At 64.6% G+C, this 22,126-nt stretch carries 24 protein-coding genes, 3 tRNA genes and 1 pseudogene; 10 read left to right on the top strand and 18 right to left on the bottom strand.

Going from position 1 to position 22,126, the window contains the following annotated elements; all coding sequences use genetic code 11:
- Positions 1–140: 140 nt before the first annotated feature.
- The 6 genes from NRG74_RS08450 to NRG74_RS08425 are packed head-to-tail and all read right to left on the bottom strand — an operon-like array spanning position 141 to position 5,242.
- On the bottom strand, positions 141–794 hold the full coding sequence (locus tag NRG74_RS08450; protein ID WP_257706275.1) for an HAD family hydrolase: 654 nt from the start codon (positions 792–794) through the stop codon (positions 141–143).
- On the bottom strand, positions 791–1,780 hold the full coding sequence (locus NRG74_RS08445; RefSeq protein ID WP_017642784.1) for an ABC transporter ATP-binding protein: 990 nt from the start codon (positions 1,778–1,780) through the stop codon (positions 791–793). Before NRG74_RS08445 ends, NRG74_RS08450 begins: the two co-directional genes overlap by 4 nt.
- A complete protein-coding gene (locus NRG74_RS08440) occupies positions 1,777–2,562 on the bottom strand; it encodes an ABC transporter permease (RefSeq protein ID WP_059314502.1) in 786 nt (261 codons plus the stop codon). The genes NRG74_RS08445 and NRG74_RS08440 overlap by 4 nt, the downstream gene beginning before the upstream one ends.
- Positions 2,549–3,382, bottom strand: coding sequence for an ABC transporter permease (locus NRG74_RS08435; protein ID WP_093249171.1), 834 nt, complete (start codon positions 3,380–3,382; stop codon positions 2,549–2,551). The genes NRG74_RS08440 and NRG74_RS08435 overlap by 14 nt, the downstream gene beginning before the upstream one ends.
- Entirely contained in the window at positions 3,379–4,176 is a 798-nt protein-coding gene (locus tag NRG74_RS08430; protein WP_160923086.1) for an alkaline phosphatase family protein, read from the bottom strand. The genes NRG74_RS08435 and NRG74_RS08430 overlap by 4 nt, the downstream gene beginning before the upstream one ends.
- Before the next feature lie 4 nt (positions 4,177–4,180).
- Positions 4,181–5,242 carry an ABC transporter substrate-binding protein gene (locus tag NRG74_RS08425; RefSeq protein WP_160923087.1) on the bottom strand — a complete coding sequence of 354 codons (1,062 nt, stop codon included), beginning with the start codon at positions 5,240–5,242 and terminating at the stop codon, positions 4,181–4,183.
- Between the two features lie 182 nt (positions 5,243–5,424).
- On the opposite strand from NRG74_RS08425, the gene NRG74_RS08420 reads away from it, so the two are divergent.
- Entirely contained in the window at positions 5,425–6,162 is a 738-nt protein-coding gene (locus NRG74_RS08420; RefSeq protein WP_017642789.1) for a UTRA domain-containing protein, read from the top strand.
- Between the two features lie 7 nt (positions 6,163–6,169).
- Here the strand turns inward: NRG74_RS08420 and NRG74_RS08415 are convergent, their stop codons facing one another.
- The 6 genes from NRG74_RS08415 to minC all read right to left on the bottom strand — a co-directional run bounded on the left by NRG74_RS08415 (position 6,170) and on the right by minC (position 10,859).
- Positions 6,170–7,459, bottom strand: a complete 1,290-nt coding sequence (locus NRG74_RS08415) for a M18 family aminopeptidase (RefSeq protein ID WP_017642790.1) — start codon at positions 7,457–7,459, stop codon at positions 6,170–6,172.
- A gap of 70 nt (positions 7,460–7,529) precedes the next feature.
- The gene (locus NRG74_RS08410) at positions 7,530–8,108 is read right to left on the bottom strand and encodes a class I SAM-dependent methyltransferase (RefSeq protein WP_160923089.1); all 579 of its coding nucleotides are present in this window, start codon (positions 8,106–8,108) and stop codon (positions 7,530–7,532) included.
- Positions 8,109–8,153: 45 nt separating this feature from the next.
- Complete coding sequence (locus NRG74_RS08405; protein WP_160923090.1) at positions 8,154–8,789, bottom strand: RluA family pseudouridine synthase; 636 nt, start codon at positions 8,787–8,789, stop codon at positions 8,154–8,156.
- A 119-nt stretch (positions 8,790–8,908) separates the two neighbouring features.
- A complete protein-coding gene (gene minE / locus NRG74_RS08400; RefSeq protein ID WP_017642793.1) occupies positions 8,909–9,163 on the bottom strand; it encodes a cell division topological specificity factor MinE in 255 nt (84 codons plus the stop codon).
- A complete protein-coding gene (minD, locus tag NRG74_RS08395; protein WP_017642794.1) occupies positions 9,160–9,978 on the bottom strand; it encodes a septum site-determining protein MinD in 819 nt (272 codons plus the stop codon). The genes minE and minD overlap by 4 nt, the downstream gene beginning before the upstream one ends.
- Positions 9,979–10,112: 134 nt before the next feature.
- Entirely contained in the window at positions 10,113–10,859 is a 747-nt protein-coding gene (gene minC / locus NRG74_RS08390; protein WP_257706274.1) for a septum site-determining protein MinC, read from the bottom strand.
- Between the two features lie 151 nt (positions 10,860–11,010).
- On the opposite strand from minC, the gene NRG74_RS08385 reads away from it, so the two are divergent.
- Entirely contained in the window at positions 11,011–11,946 is a 936-nt protein-coding gene (locus tag NRG74_RS08385) for a lipid A biosynthesis lauroyl acyltransferase (RefSeq protein WP_257706273.1), read from the top strand.
- Positions 11,947–13,083, top strand: a complete 1,137-nt coding sequence (locus tag NRG74_RS08380; protein WP_257706272.1) for a patatin-like phospholipase family protein — start codon at positions 11,947–11,949, stop codon at positions 13,081–13,083.
- 3 nt (positions 13,084–13,086) lie between these two features.
- Here the strand turns inward: NRG74_RS08380 and NRG74_RS08375 are convergent, their stop codons facing one another.
- Both NRG74_RS08375 and NRG74_RS08370 read right to left on the bottom strand, forming a co-directional pair.
- Positions 13,087–13,803, bottom strand: a complete 717-nt coding sequence (locus tag NRG74_RS08375) for an MlaA family lipoprotein (RefSeq protein WP_231893032.1) — start codon at positions 13,801–13,803, stop codon at positions 13,087–13,089.
- 97 nt (positions 13,804–13,900) lie between these two features.
- A complete protein-coding gene (locus NRG74_RS08370; RefSeq protein WP_160923094.1) occupies positions 13,901–15,211 on the bottom strand; it encodes an alpha/beta fold hydrolase in 1,311 nt (436 codons plus the stop codon).
- 269 nt (positions 15,212–15,480) lie between these two features.
- On the opposite strand from NRG74_RS08370, the gene NRG74_RS08365 reads away from it, so the two are divergent.
- Entirely contained in the window at positions 15,481–16,326 is an 846-nt protein-coding gene (locus tag NRG74_RS08365; RefSeq protein WP_423814414.1) for a glycine betaine ABC transporter substrate-binding protein, read from the top strand.
- 42 nt (positions 16,327–16,368) lie between these two features.
- On the opposite strand, the gene folD is transcribed toward NRG74_RS08365, so the two are convergent.
- Positions 16,369–17,223 carry a bifunctional methylenetetrahydrofolate dehydrogenase/methenyltetrahydrofolate cyclohydrolase FolD gene (gene folD, locus NRG74_RS08360; protein ID WP_017642802.1) on the bottom strand — a complete coding sequence of 285 codons (855 nt, stop codon included), beginning with the start codon at positions 17,221–17,223 and terminating at the stop codon, positions 16,369–16,371.
- A 248-nt stretch (positions 17,224–17,471) separates the two neighbouring features.
- Here folD and NRG74_RS08355 point away from each other — a divergent pair.
- The 3 genes from NRG74_RS08355 to NRG74_RS08345 all read left to right on the top strand — a co-directional run bounded on the left by NRG74_RS08355 (position 17,472) and on the right by NRG74_RS08345 (position 17,795).
- Positions 17,472–17,548: transfer RNA gene (locus tag NRG74_RS08355), tRNA-Arg, on the top strand.
- Positions 17,549–17,583: 35 nt separating this feature from the next.
- A tRNA-His gene (locus NRG74_RS08350) sits at positions 17,584–17,659 on the top strand.
- A 51-nt stretch (positions 17,660–17,710) separates the two neighbouring features.
- A tRNA-Leu gene (locus NRG74_RS08345) sits at positions 17,711–17,795 on the top strand.
- A 119-nt stretch (positions 17,796–17,914) separates the two neighbouring features.
- Here NRG74_RS08345 and NRG74_RS08340 read toward each other — a convergent pair.
- The 3 genes from NRG74_RS08340 to NRG74_RS08330 all read right to left on the bottom strand — a co-directional run bounded on the left by NRG74_RS08340 (position 17,915) and on the right by NRG74_RS08330 (position 18,695).
- Positions 17,915–18,109, bottom strand: coding sequence for a hypothetical protein (locus tag NRG74_RS08340; protein WP_064307152.1), 195 nt, complete (start codon positions 18,107–18,109; stop codon positions 17,915–17,917).
- Between the two features lie 177 nt (positions 18,110–18,286).
- A complete protein-coding gene (locus tag NRG74_RS08335; RefSeq protein ID WP_017642804.1) occupies positions 18,287–18,415 on the bottom strand; it encodes a hypothetical protein in 129 nt (42 codons plus the stop codon).
- A gap of 76 nt (positions 18,416–18,491) precedes the next feature.
- A complete protein-coding gene (locus NRG74_RS08330; protein ID WP_017642805.1) occupies positions 18,492–18,695 on the bottom strand; it encodes a hypothetical protein in 204 nt (67 codons plus the stop codon).
- 166 nt (positions 18,696–18,861) lie between these two features.
- Here NRG74_RS08330 and NRG74_RS08325 point away from each other — a divergent pair, with 166 nt between their 5' ends.
- The 3 genes and pseudogenes from NRG74_RS08325 to NRG74_RS08315 form a co-directional block, all read left to right on the top strand.
- Positions 18,862–19,224, top strand: a complete 363-nt coding sequence (locus tag NRG74_RS08325; protein ID WP_017642806.1) for a hypothetical protein — start codon at positions 18,862–18,864, stop codon at positions 19,222–19,224.
- 118 nt (positions 19,225–19,342) lie between these two features.
- Positions 19,343–20,128: a sulfite exporter TauE/SafE family protein gene (locus NRG74_RS08320; RefSeq protein ID WP_026084050.1), complete on the top strand. Its 786-nt coding sequence runs from the start codon at positions 19,343–19,345 to the stop codon at positions 20,126–20,128.
- A 144-nt stretch (positions 20,129–20,272) separates the two neighbouring features.
- Positions 20,273–22,078 (top strand): annotated as a pseudogene (locus tag NRG74_RS08315) (PAS domain-containing protein); the annotation flags it as partial.
- Positions 22,079–22,126: the final 48 nt, after the last annotated feature.

Raw genomic sequence — 22,126 nt, 5'->3', positions numbered from 1 at the left:
GAGCGCCCGTAGGTTGGGTTGAGCGCAGCGAAGCCCAACGGGTCCTGCTCGGAGTCGGCCATGTTGGGCTTCGACGATAAAGCCCTCTCAACCCAACCTACGAAAACACCGGCACCCCGCAGGAGCTGTCGCGATGCGAGTTACCGCCAGCTGAGGATCGGCCAGCCGGCCGCTGTGGCGCGTTCGCGCAGTACCGGATCGGGGTTGACCACGTGTGGCTTGCCCACTGCTTCCAGCAGCGGCAGGTCGTTGCGTGAGTCGGAGTAGAAGCTGGCGGAATCCAGCAGGCTGCGGTCGCCGCCGAGCAGTTCCAGCAGCCGGGTGAGCTTGCCTTCGCGAAAGGTCATGACCCCCTCCACCTGGCCGCTGTAGACGCCGTGGCTGACCTGCAGGTCGATGGCCAGCACCTCTTCCACGCCGAGACGTTCGGCGATGGGCTCCACCAGATGCACCCCGGAGGCCGAGACGATGATCACCCGGTCGCCAGCGGCGCGGTGGGCGGCGATGCACTTCATGGCGTCGCTGAAGATCAGCGGTTCGATGACGTCCTCGACCCAGGGTCCGACCTCGAAATCCACCTCTTCGGGCGTGCGGCCCACCAGGGGTTCGAGGTGGAAGGCCATGTAGTCTTCCATGGCCAGTTCGCCCTGGGCATAGGCCGCCATCAGCTCGCTGTCGCGCCGCACGTAGGACTCGCGGTCGACCCAGCCAAGGACGCCCATCTGCTGGCTCCAGAGACTGGAGCAGTCACCGTCGATAAGGGTTTCGTCGAGATCGAAAATCGCCAGGGTCATGCCACTTCTCTCAGGCTGTCGGAATCGACGGCCAGGGTGACGGCTGTGCCGTTCGGCTGCAAGGCCGTCGGGCCATGGTTGAGAACGTCGACATTGAGTTCGCCGGCTTCGGTGGCGATCCGGTAGCGGATCACGTTACCCAGCAGGCTGTGGCCGACGATGCGGCCGTTGAAGCCACCCGCCACGCCGAGGCGGATGGCCTCGGGGCGAATCGCCACCTGCCCCTGAAAGGTCTGGCCGAACAGCCGGCTGGCCTGGTCGGCGCTGAGCAGGTTGTAGTTGCCGATGAAGCCGGCGGCGAAGGCATCCACCGGCGCGGTGTAGAGCGTCTCGGCATCGCCGCTCTGGACGATGCGTCCTTCGCGCATCAGCACGATGCGATCGGACAGGGTCAGGGCTTCTTCCTGATCATGGGTGACGAACACCGTGGTCAGGCCCAGCTCCTGCTGGATGGCGCGGATCTGTTCACGCAGGTGGCGACGGATGCGGGCATCCAGCGCTGAGAGGGGTTCGTCGAGCAGCAGCAGGCGCGGCCGCACGATCAGCGAGCGCGCCAGGGCCACGCGCTGGCACTGGCCACCGGAGAGCTGATGCGGATAGCGCTCGGCGAAGCCCTGCAGTTCTACCAGGGTCAGGGCCTCGCCCACCCGCTGCCCGATTTCGTCCCGCGCCAGCCGTTGCATGCGCAGGCCGAAGGCGACGTTCTGCGCCACGGTCATGTTGGGGAACAGGGCATAGCTCTGGAACACCATGGCGATACCACGGCGTTGTGGTGGCAGCTTGGTGATGTCCTGGCCAGCCAGCACGATGGCACCGCGATCGACCTCGGTGAGGCCGGCCAGGCAGCGCAGCAGGGTGGACTTGCCGCAGCCGGAGGGCCCCAGGAGGGTGACGAGTTCGCCTTGTTCGGCGTGGAATTCGATGTCGGTGAACAGGGTGTTGGCGCCGTAGCGCTTGTGCAGTCCCTTGACCGCGAGATAGCTCATGTCCGCTCCCGATTGAGGCGATTGGCGATCCAGGTCATCAGCAGCACCGCGAAGAAGTAGGAAATGACCAGGGCGCTGGTGAGGTGGCCGCTGCCGTTGCGCAGGTTGTAGAGGTAGATCTGCAGGGTCTCGTAGCGCGTCCCCACCAGTAGGTTGGCGAAGACGAATTCGCCGATGAGAAAGGAAAAGGACAGGAACAGCGCCACCATCAGCCCGGTGCGCAGATTGGGCAGCACCACCAGCAGGGCGGCGCGCCAGGAACTGGCGCCGAGCAGGTGGGCGGCGTCCATCAGGTCACGCAGATTCAGCGCCTGGAGGTTGTTGCTGATGGCGCGGTACATGAAGGGCAGGGCGATGGTGAAATAACAGAACACCAGGATCCAGGGTGTGCCGGTCAGCGGCAGTGGGCCCCCGGCATAGAGCTGCAGCAGACCCACCGCCGAGACCACCGGAGGTACCGCGAAGGGCAAAAGGATCAGCACGTTCATCAACGCATCCAGCCGCGGGAAGTGGTAGGCGATGGCGAACATGGCGGGCAGGATCAGCACGCAGGAAAGCGCCAGGGCGCCAAAGCAGATCGCCAGGGAACGACCGAAGGCGGCGAGAAAGCGCGGATCGCTCCACAGCTGCAGATACCACTTGAACGTGAAGCCGGCCGGCAGCAGGGTCGCCGACCACTGGGTGGCGAGGGAATAGACCAGGGTCGCGGCCAGGGGTGCGAACAGGATCAGAAACAGCAGCCAGACCACCAGGCGATGATAGAGGCGCTCAGCTCTGGACATGACGACTCCGCCGCAGCAGCCACTGATGGACGAGGGTGATCAGGGTCATGAAGGCCACCAGCAGCATGGCCAGGGCGGCGGCCAGGTTGGGCTCCAGATAGATGTCGCCGGAGACCAGGGCGGCGATGCGCACCGGCACCACGTTGAAGTTGCCCACGGTGAGGGCGTAGACGGTGGCGTAGGCGCCCAGGGCGTTGGCCAGCAGGATGATGAAGGTGCCCACCAGCGCCGGGCTGAGCACCGGCAGGCCGATATGCCGCCAGTATTGCCAGGTGCCGGCGCCGAGCAGCGCTGCCGCATCGCGCCAGTCCTGCTTCAGGGCCTCGAAGGCCGGAAACAGCAGCAATACGCCCAGGGGGATCTGGAAGTAGGTGTAGATGAGGATCAGGCCGCCCTTGGTGTAGAGGTTGAAGCTCTCGATCAGTCCCAGCTGCTTGAGCGCCAGGGTCAGGCAGCCATTGATGCCCAGCAGGATGATGAAGGCGAAGGCCAGCGGTACCCCGGCGAAGTTGCTGGTCATGTTGGTGAAGGCCACCACGAAGCCGCGCAGTCGCGAGTCCACCCGCGTCAGCGAATAGGCACCGACCAGGGCGATGAGCAGGCCGCAGACGCTGGACCAGAGCGAGATCTCCAGGGAGAAGCGGATGGCCTGCAGGTAAAAGGGCGAGCCGAGGATCTCGGCGTAATTGCCCAGGCCCCAGCCGCTTTCGCTGGAGTCGAAACTGTTGAAGGCGATCCAGGTCAGGGGCGCCAGCTGGAAGGCGCCGAACACCAGCAGGAAAGGCAGGATCAGCAGCAGGGCGAGCCAGGGCCGCTTCATGCCAGCAGCTCCCGGCACCAGGGTTTGTCGTGGGCCAGCCCCAGCAGGCTGCACACCGTTCCGCATATCTCCACCTGCCGCGGCGTGGCCTCGCCCAGGGAGAAGCCTTCGCCGAACACGAACAGCGGAACCTCGCGTTCTTCCGCTAGCGTCCCGCCATGGCTACGGTCATCGTTCATGCCGTGATCGGCGGTCACCAGCACCTGGTAGCCGGCGTCCAGCCAGGTAGGCAGATAGTGTGACAACAGGCCATCGGCGCGGCGCGCGGCATTGCGGTATTCGGGGCTGGAGAGACCGTGCTTGTGGCCCGCGTCGTCGATGTTCATCGGATGCACCAGCAGGATGTCCGGGGCATGGGTGAGGCGCAGGTGCTCGGCGTCGTCGAACAGGTGGGAATCCGGGTAGTGGTCGGCGTAGTAGAAGTGGCCGTGCTGGATCGGCAGGCCGGTGTCGCTGACGTGCCTGTCCCGGCCCGGCTCGAAGGGGCTGCGGTTATAGAGTTCGCTGACCCAGTGATAGGCGGCTGCCGCGGTGGTGAGACCGGCGGCCCGCGCCAGATGGAACAGGCTGGTCTCGGTCGAGAGTCGATTGACACCGTTGTGGACGATGCCGCTGCTCACCGGTGGCACCCCGGTGAGCAGGCATTCGTAGAGCGGCCGGGAGAGCGAAGGCAACTCGCACTCCAGGCGGTAGAGGCGACCCCGGCCGGCCAGGCACAGCGCCTGAAGGAAGCCGAGTCCGTGTTCGGCGACCCTCAGGGCGAGTCCGTCCAGCACGACCAGGATGACCTTCATGACGTCACTGCTGCATGTTGATCAGGACGTGTTCCTGCCAGAGCCGTGGCAGGCGCTTGGAAGTCTCTTCCCAGGCCTTGGCGTCGGTGATGGGGCGCGCCTTGGCGTATTGCGCCTGGGGCAGTAGCTTGGCCTGGACGTCCGCCGGCAGGGTCAGGTGCTCGGCGCGGATCGGTCGGGCATAGCCCTCGGCCAGGTTGATCTGGCCCGCGTCGGAGAAGATGTACTCACGGGCCAGCTTGGCGGCATTGGGGTGCTTGGCGTACTTGTTGATGATGGTGGTGTAGCCGGAGGTCACCGAGCCGTCGGAGGGTATCAGCACCTCGAAGCGCGAGCGGTCGATCTGGTCCCGGTAGTTCAGGGCATTGAAGTCCCAGACCACGCCCACCTCTACCTCGCCTTTCTCGAGGTTGGCCACCACCGGGTTGGTGAAGGACAGGCGGCCCTGCTTGGCCAGCTTGGCGAAGAAATCCAGCGCCGGCTTGATGTTCTTCTCGTCGCCGCCGTTGGCGTAGGCCGCGGCCAGCACGCCGCTCACCGCCTGGGAGGCGGCACTTACGTCACCGATGGTGACCTTGTAGGTGCCCTTGAGCAGGTCGGCCCAGGAGTGGGGCACGTCCTTGACGGTCTGCTTGTTGACGATGAAGGCGATGGTGCCAGTGTAGGCCAGCGCCCAGTGGCCGTCGCTGTCCTTGGCCCAACTGGGGATCTGCTCCCAGGTACTGGGCTTGTAGGGCTGGGTAACGCCCTTCTGCACGGCGATGGGGCCGAAGGAGGCACCGACGTCACCAATGTCGGCGGAGGCGTTTTCGCCTTCGGCGGCGAATTTGGCGATCTCCTGGGCGGAGCTCATGTCGGTGTCCTGGTGCTTGAGGCCGTACTTCTGCTCCAGGTCCTGCCAGGTGCCTTTCCAGTTCGCCCAGGTATCGGGCATGCCGACGCTGTTCACCTGGCCTTCCTTGCGGGCGGCGGCTTCGAGGGCTTTGAGATCGACGGTATCGGCGAAGGCGGTACCGGCCTGTACCGCAACAGCAGTGGCCAACAAGGAAGCAAGCAGACGGGTCATACGGGCGCTCCAGGTGTTAGGGCTTGGTCTAGGTCAGCAAGACACCGGCCAATCTAGGAGCGAGGTATGACGATTTGATGGCAGTTCGCCCCGTTCCACCGCTGGCACCGGCGCTGCAGTCGTCACCAAGCGGTCATCTGGCCGCCCTAGTCTCCCAGCAAACCCTAGTCGAGGCGTTCCGGGTGCACCAATCCGAAGCTGGTCTAGTCCAAAGAGGTGCGCCGGGCGCCAGCGCCATCCGCCAGGCGCTGCAGGAGCAGATCGCCCATGGCCTGCTGCTGGCGATGGAGCGCTTGCCGTCCGAGCGCCAGCTGAGCGAGCTGTTCGCCACCACCCGCATCACCCTGCGTGAGGCCCTGTTGCAACTGGAAGCCCTGGGCCTGATCTATCGCGAAGAGCGGCGCGGCTGGTTCGTTGCGCCGCCACGCCTGGCCTACAACCCCCTGGCCCGCACCCATTTCCACGCCATGGTGGAAGCCCAGGGTCGTCGACCGGCCACCGAGGTGTTGGCGGCGCGGCAGATGCTGGCGTCCGCGGAGATATGTCGCCTGCTGGAGTTACCGGCGTTGTCCAGCGTCTATCAGATCCGCCGGGTGCGCCGCGTGGACGGCCGGCTGGTGCTCTATGTCGAGCACTACCTCAATGCGGCCTACTTCCCGGGCTTGCTGGAGCACGACCTGCAGCGTTCCCTCACCGAGCTGTATCGCGACCGCTACGACATCCGCTACGGCGAGGTGCGCTTCGAGATCCTGCCGACGGCGCTGCTGCCGGAGGCGGCCCAGGCGCTGCGGGTGGCGCAGGGCAGTCCGGCGCTGCATATCACCCGCATCAACCACGACCAGCAGGGGCGACTGATCGATTGCGACCTGGAATTCTGGCGGCACGACGCCATCCAGGTCAGGGTCGAAGTACCGGACTAGGCTGGCTTCAGAGCGGCAGTTCGCTGCTCGCATAGAAGGCCGTCAGCACCTTGATCAGATGGCCGAGGTCGTGGCTGCCGGCCAATTCGCGGATGGAATGCATGGCGAAGGTGGGCAGGCCGATGTCCACGGTGCGCACTCCCAGCTGACCGGCGGTGATGGGGCCGATGGTGGAGCCGCACCCCATGTCGCTGCGTACCACGAAGCTCTGTACCGGCACCGCTTCGCGTTGGCAGAGGTCGCGGAAGAAGGCCGCGGTTTCGCTGCTGGTGGCATAGCGCTGGTTGGCGTTCACCTTGATCACCGGGCCGCCGTTCAGTTTCGGGCCGTGGTTGCCATCGTGCTTGTCGGCATAGTTGGGGTGCACGCCATGGGCGTTGTCGGCCGAGATCAGCAGCGAACGTTGCAGGGTGCGGGTAAAGGCATCCCCGGCGGGCAGCAGGCGTTGCAGCACCTGTTCGAGGAAGGGACCATCGGCGCCGCAGCAGGAGGTGGAGCCCACTTCCTCGTGATCGGTGCAGACCAGCACGGCGTTCTCGTCGCCCTCGGCGGCCAGCAGGGCTTCCAGACCCGCATGGCAGGACAGCAGGTTGTCCAGGCGAGCGGCGGCGATGAAGTCATCGTCCAGCCCGATCAGGGCGGCGGGCTGGACATCATAGAAGCTCAGTTCGAAATCCAGCACCTCGGCTTGGTCTATGCCGTGTTCCTGCTGCAGGCGCGCGGCCAGCAGGGCGCGGAAGTCGCGCCGCTCGCCGGCCGGCACCTGGGCCAGGATCGGCGGCAGCTCGTTCTGGGCGTTGATGGCCCAGCCCTGGTTGGCCTCGCGATTGAGGTGGATGGCCAGGTTGGGGATGATCGCCAGCGGCTTGCGGAAGTCGATCAGCCGACTCTGCACCCGACCCGCGGCGCGATAGGTCACCCGGCCCGCCAGGGACAGGTCGCGGTCGAACCAGGGCGCCATCAGCATGCCGCCGTAGACCTCGACCCCCAGTTGCCAGAAGCCCTGCCGCTGCAGCTCCGGCTGCGGCTTGACCTTGAGGCAGGGGCTGTCGGTATGGGCGCCGACCAGGCGCAGGCCGCGCTCCAGCGGCTGGGCGCCCAGGCGCACGGCGATCAGCGAGGAATCGTTGCGGGTGACGTAGTAGCGGCCACCCGGCTGCACGGACCAGCTTTCGCGTTCGTCCAGGCGCTGGTAGCCGGCGGCTTCGAGACGGCGGGCAAGGGCCGCGGTGGCGTGGAAGGGCGTGGGCGAAGTGGAGAGGAAATCGATGAGGCCTTGGATCTGATCGGTACGCATGGACGACTCCGGACGACAAGGCGTTCAGTCTAGGTTCTGGACCAAGGGGAGTCGAGCGTAGCGCCCAGGCTCAACGGCGCTGCAGCACCAGGTGGTGGATGTGCCAGTGCTTCGACCGTCCGACCGCGGTGTGGCCGTCCTCTTCCTCCTCGACATGCTGGAGGACTTGCCAGTCCTGGAGCAGCTGCTCCAGGGCAGCGGCGGCGACGACCGTCACGCCCCTGCTGGCCCAGCCGTCCCGCTCGCCGAAGAGCTGGCCGCAGAACAGACCACCCGGGCGGACGGCCGCGGTGATCCTGGTCCAGAGCGCGGGAAAACTCGCCGGTTCGCAAAAGGGCAGGGCGAAGCTGGAATTGACGAGGTCGCAGCGGGGAATTTTGGTCGTCTCGAAGCGCTCTTGGCGGGTCTCCAGACGGGCCTGCAGCAGGACCGGCACGCGCTGGCGCAATCCGCTCAGGGCTTCGGCCTCGGCATCCACCGCCAGCACCTGCCAGCCGCGTTCCAGCAAGACGAGGGTATCGCGTCCGGTGCCACAGCCCAGATCCAGCGCCAATCCTGGCGGACTCGACCAGCAGGCGAGCGCCTGCAGCAGGGTGTCGCGCGGGGCACCCTGGGCGGTGGCGGCGTAGTAGGAGGTCCAGGAGGACAAGAGGCACTCCTTTGGCTGAGCGCCTCAGTATGCCAGCACCGACGGTCAGAAAGGCGCGGGACTGGTAAAGCTCATACGCTCGCCCGAGAGGGGATGGGTCAGCGTCAGCAGGCGCGCGTGCAGGCAGAGCCGCGGCTGGGCCGCCAGGGCCTCGCCCTCGGCATAGAGCTGATCGCCCAGCAGCGGATGACCGATGCTCAGCATATGGACGCGCAGCTGATGCGACCGTCCGGTGATGGGGGTGAGTTCCACCCGGCTGTAGTGGCCGTGGCGCTCCAGTACCTGCCAGAAGGTCAGGGCATGGCGCCCCAGCTCGTGATCCACCACATGGCGCGGCTTGGTCGGCGGGTCGTAGCGCAGCGGCAATTCGATGCGGCCACTGTTGGCCTCCGGCTCGCCCCAGCAGAGGGCGGTGTAGGCTTTTTCCGTTTCCCGATCATGGAACTGTCGCGACAGCTCGCGATGACTGTCGGCATCCCGCGCCAGCACGATGACCCCGGAGGTCTCCCAGTCCAGTCGATGGACGATGCGGGCCTCTGGATAGCCGTTGTCCTGCAGGCGGGTCACCAGGCAATCGCGGTTGTCTTCGGCGCGACCGGGGACCGACAGCAGCAGGGTGGGCTTGTCGACCACCAGCAGGGCGTCGTCCTGGTGAATGATGCGGATGTTGGAGAGAGGCATGGGATTCCTAGAGGCCATGGTTTCGAATCCTGGCGTCCGCTTGGCAGGTGCCCGAAAATTCGACAGGGCTTAAACGCCAACGGCGGCCCTGGGGCCGCCGCTGTCCTGCCTGGTTCGCATTAGCGGTCGGGCAGGGTGATGTTGAGTTCGAGGATGGAGCAGCTGCCCTGGTTTTCCAGCTCTACCTGGATCTGGTCCTGCTCGATGGGCACGTACTTGCGGATCACTTCCAGCAGGTCCTTCTGCAACTGCGGCAGATAGTCCGGCTGCTCGTGGCGACCACGCTCGTGGGCCACGATGATCTGTAGCCGTTCCTTGGCTATCGAAGCGCTGTTCTGCTTCTTCCGGTCGCGAAAGAAGTCGAAGATGTTCATTCGGCACCACCCCCGAACAGACGTTGCAGGAAGCCTTTCTTCTTCACGTCGAGGAAGCGATAGGCCACTTCCTTGCCGAGCAGTCGCTCCACGGTATCACTGTAAGCCTGACCGGCGTCGCTCTGTTCGTCGAGAATCACCGGAATGCCCTGGTTCGAGGCCTTGAGCACCGCCTGGGATTCGGGGATCACGCCGAGCAGGCGAATGGACAGGATCTCTTCCACGTCCTCGACGCCAAGCATCTCGCCCTTGGTGACACGCTCGGGGTTGTAGCGGGTCAGCAGCAGGTGCTCCTTGATGGCTTCCTCGCCCTTTTCGGCGCGGCGCGATTTGCTGGCCAGCAGGCCGAGCATGCGGTCGGAGTCACGCACCGAGGAGACCTCGGGGTTGGTGACCACGATGGCCTCGTCGGCGAAGTACATCGCCAGGTGGGCACCCTTCTCGATCCCTGCGGGAGAGTCGCAGACGATGAAGTCGAAGGTCTGCTTGAGTTCGTTGATCACGCGCTCGACGCCGTCCTGGGTCAGGGCGTCCTTGTCACGGGTCTGGCTGGCAGCCAGCACGAACAGGTTTTCGAGGCGCTTGTCCTTGATCAGGGCTTGGCTCAGGGTGGCTTCGTTGTTGATCACGTTGACGAAGTCATACACCACCCGGCGCTCGCAACCCATGATCAGGTCGAGGTTACGCAGGCCGACGTCGAAGTCGACGATGACGGTCTTGTGGCCGCGCAGAGCGAGACCGGTACCGATGGCAGCGCTGCTGGTGGTCTTGCCGACGCCGCCCTTGCCGGAGGTGACTACGAGTACTTTGGCCAAACTGATTCACCTTGATCGAAAGTAATAACTGAAGCGACTCGGTGCCCTCGGTGACGAGATTGCAGGCAGTGTCGCGCTTCGTATTGCCCTTGGCGGTTTAGGCGCCAATTGCGAAAAATTCGCGAAATTATCCGTTAAAGGCGGGTGATGTTCAACACATCTCCCACCAAAGCGACCTGTACCGGATTGCCCCATTGCGGATGGCGTCGCAGGTCTTCGGCGACCTTGTACTGGCCGGCGATGGAGAGCAGTTCCGCGGTCAGCTGCTGGCAGAAAATCCGCGCTTTAGTATCACCTTTTACGCCCGCCAATGCTCGGCCACGCATGGGGCCGTAGACGTGGATGTTGCCGTCGGCGAGCAACTCGGCGCCCGGGCTGACCGGCGCCAGTACCACCAGGTCTCCAGCCGGGGCATAGAGCTGCACCCCACCGCGCACCGGCGCGGTGATGATCTTGGTCGGATTGATCGCCGGGGCGGGCGGTACGACAGGGTCGGCTGGCTTGACCGGTTCGCGGTCACGTGGGTCGACCTGGCGCTCACGACCGCCGGAGCTGGGCGGCAGGATCGGCAGGTCGTAGTCGTTGGCGGCGGCCAGATCCCCGCTGCGACTGGCGCGCAGCGCCAGGGTACGCAGGCCGTGGCGACGGCAGAGATCGAGGAGGGCGCCCAGGTCGAGCGGGCCGGCGTCCTCGGCGAGTTTGTCCAGGCCCAGCACCAACGGCGTTTCCTGGAAGAAATTGGGCGCCTGGGCGACCTTCTGGGCCAGTTGCCGGTCCAGGCGGCCCAGGTCGTTGCGGAGAAGCTCCAGCACGGTCACGGCGAGCATGTTGCCCTTGAGCTGGAAGACGGAGTCGCTTTCGGAAGGATCGGCTGCGGTCATGGTGGGTACTTGTGCTTGGATGGCGGGACTTATAGCGGGATGCCCCGCGTGCCGCAACCCTCACCGGGTGTGGGGGGCCGTGACTGTGAAGGCTACGGGAAATCTGCGTGAGGCCTGTAGAATGGCGCGACTTTTTCATGCAGGAGTTCCGATGGAGCGGCCGTCTTTCCGCCTCGCCTTTCTCAATCCACGGTACTGGCCGCTCTGGCTGGGGCTTGGCCTGCTCTGGCTGCTGGTGCAACTGCCCTATGGCGTGCTGCTGCGTCTCGCCCAGGGCCTCGGCTGGATCTTCTACCACGTCGCCCGCCAGCGCCGGGCCATCGCTCGCCGCAATCTGGAACTCTGTTTTCCCCAGCTCGACGAGCGGGCGCGCGATCGGTTGTTGCGGCGCAACTTCGCCAGCAGCGCCATGGCCCTGCTGGAAATGGCCATGAGCTGGTGGTGGCCGCGCCAGCGCCTGGCCCGGCTGGCCCATATCGAAGGCCTCGAACATCTGCAGGCCGCTCAGCGCGACGGGCAGGGCGTGATCCTCATGGCGCTGCATTTCACCACCTTGGAAATCGGCGCTGCGCTGCTCGGTCAGCGGCATACCATCGATGGCATGTACCGCCAGCACAAGAATCCGCTGTTCGACTTCATCCAGCGTAGCGGTCGCGAGCGCCACAACCTGGACGCCACCGCTATCGAGCGCGAGGACGTGCGCGCCATGCTCAAGGTGCTGCGGGCCGGTCGCGCCATCTGGTACGCGCCCGATCAGGACTACGGCGCCAAGCAGAGCCTGTTCGTGCCACTGTTCGGCATTCCGGCCGCTACCGTTACCGCCACCACCAAGTTCGCCCGCCTGGGCCGGGCCCGGGTGCTGCCCTTCACCCAGGAGCGTCTGGCGGATGGATCGGGTTACCGCCTGGTCATCCATCCGCCCCTGGCCGATTTCCCCGGCGAGAGCGAGGAGGCCGACTGCCTGCGCATCAATCGGTGGGTGGAACGCTGCGTCAGCCAGCTGCCCGAGCAATACCTCTGGGCCCACCGGCGGTTCAAGACCCGCCCGCCTGGCGAGCCCAAGCTGTATCCGAAGAAGAGGCGCTAGATGAGCCTGGCCGCCGAGCGGCGCACGGGGCTGATTCTGGCCGGCGGTGGCGCGCGGGCCGCCTATCAGGTCGGGGTGCTGCAGGTGGTGGCGGATACCCTGGCGGTGCGCTCCGAGAATCCCTTTCCCATTCTGGTCGGCACCTCGGCCGGTGCCCTCAACGCGGCGGTGCTGGGCTGCGGCGCCCTGGATTTCGGTCGCGCGGTGGAGCGCCTGGCCGCGGTCTGGTCGGGCCTGGAAACCGCGATGATCTATCGCAGCGATTGGGGCGGGGTGACCCGCCAGGCGGCGCGCTTCGGCTTGCAGACCCTGTTCGGTGCCTGGCGGCAGGAACCGCTGGCGCTGCTCGACAACGCGCCCCTGCGGGCGCTGCTCAGTCGCGAGCTGGATTTCTCCGGCATCACCGCGGCCTTGCGCCAGCGCGCGCTGCGAGCGGTGGCGGTGACCGCCTTCGGCTATGCCTCGGGACAGGCGATGACCTTCTACCAGAGTCAGGGCGTCCTCGATCCCTGGTTCCGCCATCGGCGCGTCGGGGTGCCGGCGCGGCTGGCGGTCGACCACCTGCTGGCCAGCACGGCCATTCCGCTGTTCTTTCCGCCGGTGAAGGTGGGGCGTGAGTTCCTGGGCGATGGCTCGGTCCGGCAGACGGCGCCCATCAGTCCGGCGCTGCATCTGGGCGCGGATCGCATCCTGGTGATAGGGCTGGGCGCGCCGGGTGGCCAGGAGCATGGCGTGCAGGGCCGGCCGCCGACCGTGGCGCAGATCGGCGGCCACCTGCTCAACAGCACCTTTGTCGATGCCCTGGACAGCGATACCGAAACCCTGCGCCGCCTCAACCTGCTGAGCAATGCGCTGCCGGCGGGGGATCCGGTCAGTGGTCGCCTGTGCCGACCGGTGGAGATGCTGGTGATCTCACCCAGCCAGCCACTGGGCGACATCGCCACCCGGCACCGCAAGCGCCTGCCGCCGGCGTTGCGGCAGTTGTTGCGGGGGGTTGGGGTGAATCGGCCTTCGGGGAGCGCCCTGCTCAGCTATCTGCTGTTCGAGGCCCCCTACTGCCAGGAGCTGATGGCGCTGGGGCGGGCCGATGCGCAGGCCCGCCTGCCGGAGCTGCGGGCCTTTCTCGCCAACGCCTAGGCCTTATTCGGCGATCTGCAGTTCCCGCGCCTTGGTGTAGAAATAGCGGATCTTCTCGTACTCGAAGGGCGAATTGAGCTGGCCGTATCTCATGTCGGTCACGTACCTGAGGTTGATGCCGCGCAGCACCATGATCTCCGGGTGGCGACCGCTTTCGTCGCTGACGTTGAGGAAGTTGATCTGCGCCTCGGCGGCGAAATCCACCGCCAAGCCGCCGGTGTCGCGCAGGTTGGACGGGCCGAGGACCGGCAGCATCAGGAAGGGACCATCGCCCACGCCATAGAAGCCGAGGGTCTGGCCGAAGTCTTCCGGCTGCTTGATCAGCCCGACGCGGGTCGCCGGGTCCCACAGGCCGAACACCCCGACGGTGGTGTTGAGCAGCAGCCGGCCGGTGGTGTCCAGGGCGCGGCGGCCCTTGAACTGCAGCACGCTGTTGAGCAGGTTGTTGACGTCGCCCAGGTTGCTGAAGAAGTTGCTCACGCCCGAACGCACGAAGCGCGGGGTGATCCAGCGATAGCCGTTGACCACCGGTAGCAGGACCCACTCGTCCAGCCGGTAGTTGAAGTGGTAGACGTGGCGATTCCAGGATTCGAAGGGATCGTAGACGTCCAGGGCGACCAGGGAGGCCCGTTCGAATTCGCGCTGATCCAGCCCCGGGTTGTACTTGAGGGTCGACAGCGGATTGCTGAAGCCGTCGGCGCCCACGGGAGCGGCCGGCATGGTGTCCGAGCCGATGGTCAGGGTGGAGGATGGCGGCGGGCTCGATTCGGCAGCGAATACCGAAGCACTGGCCATCAGGAGGAGAGCGAGCAGGGACTTAACCACGGGCGAAGAACTCCAGCATGGCGTTCGCGTTGACGCGGTAGTTGAGATTGCCGCAATGGCCGCCGTGGGGGTAGACGGTCAAGCGATCGCCAAAGGTCTTGCGCAGGAAACCCAGGTCCCCCGGGCCGAGGATAATGTCGTCGGCATTGTGCATGACGCCGATCTTGGAGCTGCTCTTCAGATAGTCTTCCAGCGCCGTGAGGCTGGATTTGCGCGCCAGATCGTCGAGGTTCTGCCCCTTGAAGTTCTTTTGCCAGAACGGCATGACCTGCTCGGTCATGTAGCAGTCGAAGTCGCACTGCAGCGAACGGGCGAAGAAGCGCGTCAGGCTGGTGCCCTCGCTGATCGGGTAGGTCGGCGGGGTGATCAGGCCGCGCCGGTTGATCAGGTCGGAGGTGAAGGCGATGTCCGCCGCCGAGAAACGGAAGGACGAGCCGATCAGCATGGCCAGCTCTTCGTTGCTCAGTCGCTCCGGCGAGCGCTGAAAGTCGCGGACCACGGCGTCGTTGAAGTCGACGTAGCCCTTCTCCTGGAAGTAGCGGGTCAGCTTGGACAGGATCAGCTCATAGAAGGTGCGGTTGTTGGTGACGCCCCTCACTTCGGTCTGTACCAGGCGATCCAGGTTGCGTACCGAGGTCAGCAGGTTGACCGGCGGATTCACCATCAGCACCTTCTTGAAGTTGAAGCTGCGCTGGGTCTCGTCGAGATAGGAGACGAAGGCGGCATCCAGGCCGCCCAGGCTGTAGCCGGTCAGGTAATAGTCGGTGACCGGCAGCTTGGGGTGCTGGGCGCGCACCGCCTGCATGGCGCGATAGAGATCCTCGGCATCGTGCGGCGTGTAGCCCGGCGTGGCGGTGCGCGATACCGACACCATGAAGTCCCAGCTGGTAGGCGACGACAGCTGCACCACGTGGTAACCGGCCGCGTAATACAGCCGCTTCAGGTATTCCTGGGTGCTGGAGGAGTAGTTGGCCCCGGTGCCGGCGATCAGGAAGATCAGCGGGGCCGGATGGTCCTGCCGTGCGAGCCGGTAATGGAATTTCTTCACCGGCCAGAAGTTGCCGGGCAGCTGATACTCCCGCTCGGGACGCAGGTTGAGGCTGTAGTCGTCCTGGTCGATGGTGCTTTCGGGCGGCAGCTCGGGCCGGAATTTCTCCGGGGTGGTGACGATGGTGGCTTCGAAAGGATTGACCAGTGGATAGCCATAGGTGGCGGCATCCACTTCGGCGGCCGCGTGCGCGGTACCCCAGAGGCCGGAAAACAGCGCGCCCAGCAGGGCGGCGACGCGCAACGGAAGACGCATGGACAGAGTCCTTTCAGAGGGCTTGAGAGCGTAGGTAAGACAACGGTCCGCCAATAGGTTGCATCGGCAGCCGCAGGTTTCTGCGAGGCGTCGATTACAGAGCGGTCGACGGGCTGCGTCAAGCGACATCGGATGTCGCGGAAAGTGCAGCTCCTGTCGCTAACCGGTCGTTATGCGTCGTCCAGGCGGTAGTGGCCATCTTGCATTGCCCGAATGATGGGGGTGGGGCAACCGCCCGACTTCCATAGCGAGAGGACTGCTGCATGAGCATGGTGAAGAAACTGTTGGGAATAGGACTCGGTGTCGCGCTGACCTCGGCCATGAGCCTGGCTCAGGCGGCCAAGCCCGAAATCACCATCGGCTATGTCGATGGCTGGGCCGATAGCGTGGCCACGACCCACACCGCAGCTGAAGTGATCCGCCAGAATCTGGGCTACGAGGTCAAGCTCATGCCGGTCGCCGCCGGCATCATGTGGCAGGGCGTCGCGCGCGGCAAGCTCGATGCCATGTTGTCCGCCTGGCTGCCGGTCACCCATGGCGCCTACTACGAGAAGATGAAGGACCAGGTGGTCAATCTGAACGTCAATACACCCGACGCCAAGATCGGTCTGATCGTGCCGGAGTACGTCAAGGCCAACAGTATCGCCGATCTGCAGGCGCAGAAGGCCGACTTCGGCGGCCGGATCGTCGGTATCGACGCCGGTGCCGGGGTCATGCTCAAGGCCGACCAGGCGATCAAGGACTACGGTCTGGACTACAAGCTGGTGGCCAGTTCGGGCAGCGGCATGATCGCCGAGCTGACCCGCGCCGAGAAGGACCAGAAGGCCGTCGTGGTGACGGGCTGGGTACCGCACTGGATGTTCGCCAAGTGGAAGCTGAAGTTCCTCGAAGATCCCAAGGGTGTGTTCGGCGGTTCCGAGCACGTGGACACCGTGGCCAACCCGGCCCTGGAAGCCAAGGCCAAACCAGTCTGGGATTTCCTGAAGAAGTTCGCCTGGCAACCCGGTGAGGTCAACGAGGTGATGCTGGCCGTGGAAGAGGGCAAGAAGCCGGAAGAGGCCGCCAAGGCCTGGATCGCGGCCCATCCGGATCGCGTGAAGTCCTGGCTGCCCTGAAACCTGGCCGAATGAAGAACGGGCCCCGCGGGGCCCGTTTTGCTAGCTGTGCAGCTGCTCGGCTGCGTACAGGGTATTTTCCAGCAGGCAGGCCCGCGTCATGGGGCCCACGCCGCCCGGAACCGGGGTGATCCAGCTGGCGCGTTCGCAGGCGCTTTCGTATTCCACGTCGCCGACCAGGCGGCCATCGGCCTGGCGATTGATGCCGACGTCGATGACGATGGCGCCGGGCTTGATCCATTCACCCTTGACCAGTCCGGGCTTGCCCACGGCCACCACCACCAGATCGGCCTGGCTGACATGGTGTTCGAGGGAGCGGGTGAATCTGTGGGTCACGGTGGCGGTGCAGCCGGCCAATAGCAATTCCAGCGCCATGGGACGGCCGACGATGTTGGAGGCGCCGACCACCACCGCATCCAGACCATAGAGGTCGACGCCGGTGCTGTGCAGCAGGGTCATGATGCCCTTGGGCGTACAGGGGCGCAGCTGGGGGTTGCGCTGCGCCAGACGACCCAGGTTGTAGGGGTGGAAGCCGTCCACGTCCTTGTCGGTACGGATGCGCTCCAGCAGCTGGGTAGCATCCAGGTGCGCGGGAAGGGGCAGCTGCAGCAGGATGCCGTCGACGCTGGTGTCGTCGTTGAGCCGGTCGATCAGGGCTTCCAGCTCGGCCTGGGTGGTGCTGGCCGGCAGGTCATGGGCATAGGAGTCGAAACCGACCTCTTCGCAATCCTTGCGCTTGTGCGCCACATAGACGCGCGAGGCGGGATCGGTGCCGACCAGGATGACGGCGAGGCCAGGGGCGCGCAGGCCGGCGCTACGACGTTGAGAGACTCGCTGGGCAATATCCTGGCGCAGGCGGGCGGCAATGGACTTGCCGTCGATCAGTTGGGCGGTCATGGGCGATTTCTGGTGGTGACGGAAAAGGGTCGGCTATTTTCGCATGGACGGGCCTGCTGGCAACAGAGAAGCCTCTGTGGCGGCTAACTCATTCTTTCTGCTTAAAAATTTTTAAAAAATTAGTTGACGGACCTGCGGGAGCTTTATAACATTCGCCCCGCTTGCCGAGCACAGCCCAAGTCACTGACAAGGGCCAGGCAAGAGACTTCTCACCAAGGAAGTCTCTGCTAGGGCAGCTGCCGTAACAGGCGCCCGTAGCTCAGCTGGATAGAGCATCCGCCTTCTAAGCGGATGGTCGCAGGTTCGAGTCCTGCCGGGCGCGCCATTGGCGGTTCGGCGACGGCAAGCAGGTAAGATATGGTGGGCGTAGCTCAGTTGGTAGAGCACAGGATTGTGGCTCCTGGTGTCGTGGGTTCGATTCCCATCGTCCACCCCATATTCAGCGAACGCCAGACCTCGTGTCTGGCGTTCGTCTTTCAAGCGTCTCGCGGACGTGGTGGAATTGGTAGACACACCAGATTTAGGTTCTGGCGCCGCAAGGTGTGAGAGTTCGAGTCTCTCCGTCCGCACCATTCAAGATGCACAGCAAGAGACCGGCCCAGCGCCGGTTTTTTTGTGCCCGCGATTCAGCTAGCAGCTGGAACGCCATGGTTGCGCACCGTTCCCGAATAGCTGCTATCGGCCAGCAGAGCTAGTGTAGATGCCGGAACAGTGGCGCGCAGAAGACGAACGCCAGGGCGGTGCCGCAGAGAAAGGTTGCCGTCCACCGCTGGTTGGTGCGACCGGTAAAACCGTTATCGGCGGGCACCGCCGACTCATCTTTGGCTTGCGCCTGGGGGCGAGGGGCGTCGAACAGGGTGATCGAGCGGGTCAGTTGGGTTCGCATGATCCGACCTCTTAACTGTGTGCGCTAATTGTTACTGTCAGCTTTCAAGAGTAATGCGCCCTCAGCGCAATGCAAGTTGCCTATGAATCAATGGATGTCAGCCGGGTAGGCGGCCAGGCATTCGCTCAAGAATGGCTGCGCAGCCCTGACGCTAGCTAGGGGGTAGGCGGCGGGCGGTCAACCAAGCGTCTCGGCCAGCAGGAAGCAGGCGCCGCCGATGGCTCCGCCACTGAGCAATACCAGGCTGATCAAGGCGCCGCCGACGAACTGGGCGATGTCGTCACTGATTTCGTATTCCGCTTTCATGCTCGGCTCCAGAGGGTGGATGCCGCTACAGATAGCAGCCGCGCGTTACAGCGCGACGACGTTGGACGTGCCTGGGTTAGGTGTTCGCCCAGTTCAGCCAGAGGGTCTGCTCTTCGCTGAGCTGCCCGATCTCCCGCAGCGCCCGTTCGAGGTCATCCCGGACCCGGCGCTTGAGATCGGCGTTGAGATCGATTTGAGCGCTCTCGGCCAGTCGATCGGCGAGCGAGAGATCGGCGCTGAGCTGGCGCAAACGGGGGCCGACGAAATCCTTCTGCTGCATGAGCCGCTCCTGTCTCCTGATGCCGCCGAGTGTGGCATGACCCGCCTTGGGCTGAACACAAGCTGGAAAAATATTGTCCAACTCGATTGGTCAAAAGTCGGACGTTAGGCGGCCCAGGTCGCTTTCAGGTCCAGGACGGTAAGCTTTTTAGAGGGAAGAAGAGATCATGAGCGGAAGTTCGACACGCAAGTTGCTGGTGTTGACGGCAGGCTTTGGCCTGCTGGTGGTGGCTGCGGTGGCGACCACGCACAAAGGCGATTCGACAGCCAGCGAGCCCGCCGTCGTGGCGACCACCACGCCGCCAGTCGCAGCGCATGCGCCCACCACGGGCACCCACGCCGTCGCTGACGAACACAAGCAGGATCTGGACAGCTTCCTGGCCCAGGCCGCACTGGCGCCCTGCGGCGCCTCTATGCCGGCGACCATCACCGATCCCGCTTGCCGCGCGGCCATTGAGGCCCATGCGCGACGTGCGGGCTATGGCGATGAGGAAGTCCTGGCCTATCTGGACGCCCGTCGCCCACGATGACGGCTGATTCATAGTTCCAGCTGTTATAAGCAAAGACTCTTTCAATATACCCCGGCATAACCTGAGTGGTTATCCTGTGCGGCCGCAAGATGAGCCGACAACGGCAATTGGGGCTGTAATGGAAGTTGGGGCAATGGGCTTCGTGATCGCGGGGCTGGTGGTAGGTTTCATCGTGGGTATGACAGGGGTAGGCGGTGGGTCGCTGATGACGCCCATTCTGCTCTGGTTCGGCATCAACCCGGCCGCGGCCGTGGGCACCGATCTGCTCTATGCCGCCATCACCAAGGCGGGCGGCGTCTTCGTCCATCAACGTAATCGCAACATCGATTGGACGGTGACCGGCTGGCTGGCCGCTGGCAGCGTACCCGCTGCGGCTCTCACACTCCTCGCGCTGGCTTTGCTCCCGGGTGACCAACACGCCACCAATGCGCTCATCAAGCATGCCCTCGGTATCGTGCTGCTGCTGACCGCCCTGGCCATCCTGTTCAAGCAACAGATTTTCGCCTTCGCCAGCCGGCATGCCGGTGACCGATTTCACCTGAGTACGGGGCGTCTCAATGCCCTCACGGTGCTGACCGGTGCGGTGCTGGGCTTCATGGTGACCCTGACCTCCATCGGCGCCGGCGCCCTGGGCACGGTGGCGCTGTTCCTGCTCTATCCGCTGATGGCGACTCGGCGCCTGGTCGGCACCGAGATCGCCCATGCGGTGCCCCTGACCCTGGTGGCAGGGCTTGGCCACGCCGGCCTGGGCAACCTGGACTGGCATGTGCTGGGTTTTCTGCTGTTGGGCTCACTGCCAGGCATCTTCCTGGGCAGTCACCTGTCGGGGAGGGTACCCGATGGCGTGCTGCGGCCCTGTCTGGCGGTCATGCTATTGGTCATAGGCACCAAGCTGGTGGTCTGAAGGCGTCTGGCCAGCATGGGAGTCGTTCGTCGGACGACCATTGGCGATTCCACCAGCGGAAAACAGTTCTAGGATAGGCAGCGTTCAATTTGTTATCGCGATTGCCGATAGCCTGATTGTCGAGTCCCCTTCCTGGAGCTGCCCATGTTTTCCGAATCTGTCACTGTCGACGATACCTCCGCCTATCATGCTTTGCGTCAGGCGCTGGACCGTTCCCTGGCAGTGATCGAATTCGATCTGCAAGGCAGGGTGCTGCACGCCAATGACAACTTCCTGCAGGCCTTCGGTTATCGCCTGGAGGAAGTCAGCGGCCGGCATCATCGTCTGTTCTGCCCGCCAGGGGTGGTGGAGAGCGAGGATTATCAGCAGTTCTGGCAGACCCTGGGGCGCGGCGAGTTCCACAGCGGCGTCTATCGGCGCCAGCATAAGAATGGCAGCTTGAGGTGGATCCGCGCGACCTACAATCCGCTGCTGGATGCCGAGGGACGACCGCAGCGTATCATCAAGTTCGCCACCGACATTACCGAGAGTCGCCTGCAGGCGGTGGAGTACGAGGGCAAGATCGCTGCCATTCACCGCTCTCAGGCGGTGATCGAATTCGACCTGCAGGGCAATGTGCTCTGGGCCAACGACAATTTCCTCGGCATGACCGGCTATGCGCTGGAGGAGTTGCGCGGCCGCCATCACAGCCTGATGTGCCCGGCCGACTATGCCCGTTCGCCAGAATACGCGCTGCTGTGGAATCGCCTGGGGCAGGGTCTCTTCGATACCGGGGTCTACAAGCGCATCCGCCGGGATGGCCGGCCGATCTGGATCCAGGCCACCTACAATCCCATCCTCGACAGCGACGGTCGTCCCTACAAGGTGGTGAAGTTCGCCACTGACGTCACCGATGCGCAACTGCAGGCTGCCGAATTCGAAGGCAAGATGGCCGCCATCGACCGCGCCCAGGCGGTGATCGAATTCGATCTGCACGGCAACATCCTCTCCGCCAACGAAAACTTCCTGTCCGCCCTGGGTTACAGCCTGGACGAGGTACGTGGCAAGCATCACCGGATCTTCTGCGAACCCGAGCATGCCCGTTCGCCCGGCTATCGCCTGTTCTGGGAAAAGCTCGGTCGGGGCGACTTCGATGCCGGCCTGTACAAGAGACGCGCCAGCGACGGCCGCCAGGTATGGATCCAGGCCACCTACAATCCCATCCTCGACGCCGAGGGCAAGCCCTACAAGGTGGTCAAGTTCGCCAGCGACGTGACCGAGAGCCAGCTGCGCAACAGCGACTACGAAGGCAAGGTGGCGGCCATCGACCGATCCCAGGCCATCGCCGAGTTCACCGTCGACGGCACGGTACTCACCGCCAACCGCAACTTCCTGCTGGCCCTGGGTTACCAGTCCGACGAGGTGGTGGGCAAACACCACCGCCTCTTCTGCTCCGACGACTACGCCCGTTCGGCCGAGTACCGATTGTTCTGGGATAAGTTGGCGCGCGGCGAATTCGACGCCGGGGTGTACAAGAGGCGCAACAGCCGGGGTGAGGAGATCTGGATCCAGGCCACCTACAACCCCATCTTCGACGCCGACGGCAAGCCGTGCAAGGTGGTGAAGTTCGCCGTGGACATCACCGAAAGCCAGATTCGCAACAGCGACTATGCCGGCAAGGTGGCGGCCGTCGACCGCGGCCAGGCGGTGATCGAATTCGACCTGACCGGCAAGATCCTCGAGGCCAACCGCAATTTCCTGGCGACCCTGGGCTATCGCCTGGAGGAGATCCGCGGTCAGCACCACCGCATCTTCTGCGAGGCCGACCACGTCGCCTCCAGCGAGTACCGCGAATTCTGGGCGCGGCTGGCCCAGGGCGAGGTGTTCGGCGGCCGCTTCATGCGCCTGAGCAAGTTCGGTCAGCGCATCTGGATCCAGGCCACCTACAACCCGATCTTCGATGCCGAAGGCCAGGTGCACAAGGTGGTGAAGTTCGCCACCGACATCACCCGGCAGGTG

Source organism: Pseudomonas oryzihabitans (genome assembly GCF_024652905.1).
In the GTDB taxonomy this organism is placed as follows: Bacteria; Pseudomonadota; Gammaproteobacteria; order Pseudomonadales; family Pseudomonadaceae; genus Chryseomonas; species Chryseomonas benzopyrenica.
The sequence above is the reverse complement of the archived record's forward strand: the minus strand, read 5'-3'. Positions and strand labels throughout refer to the sequence as shown.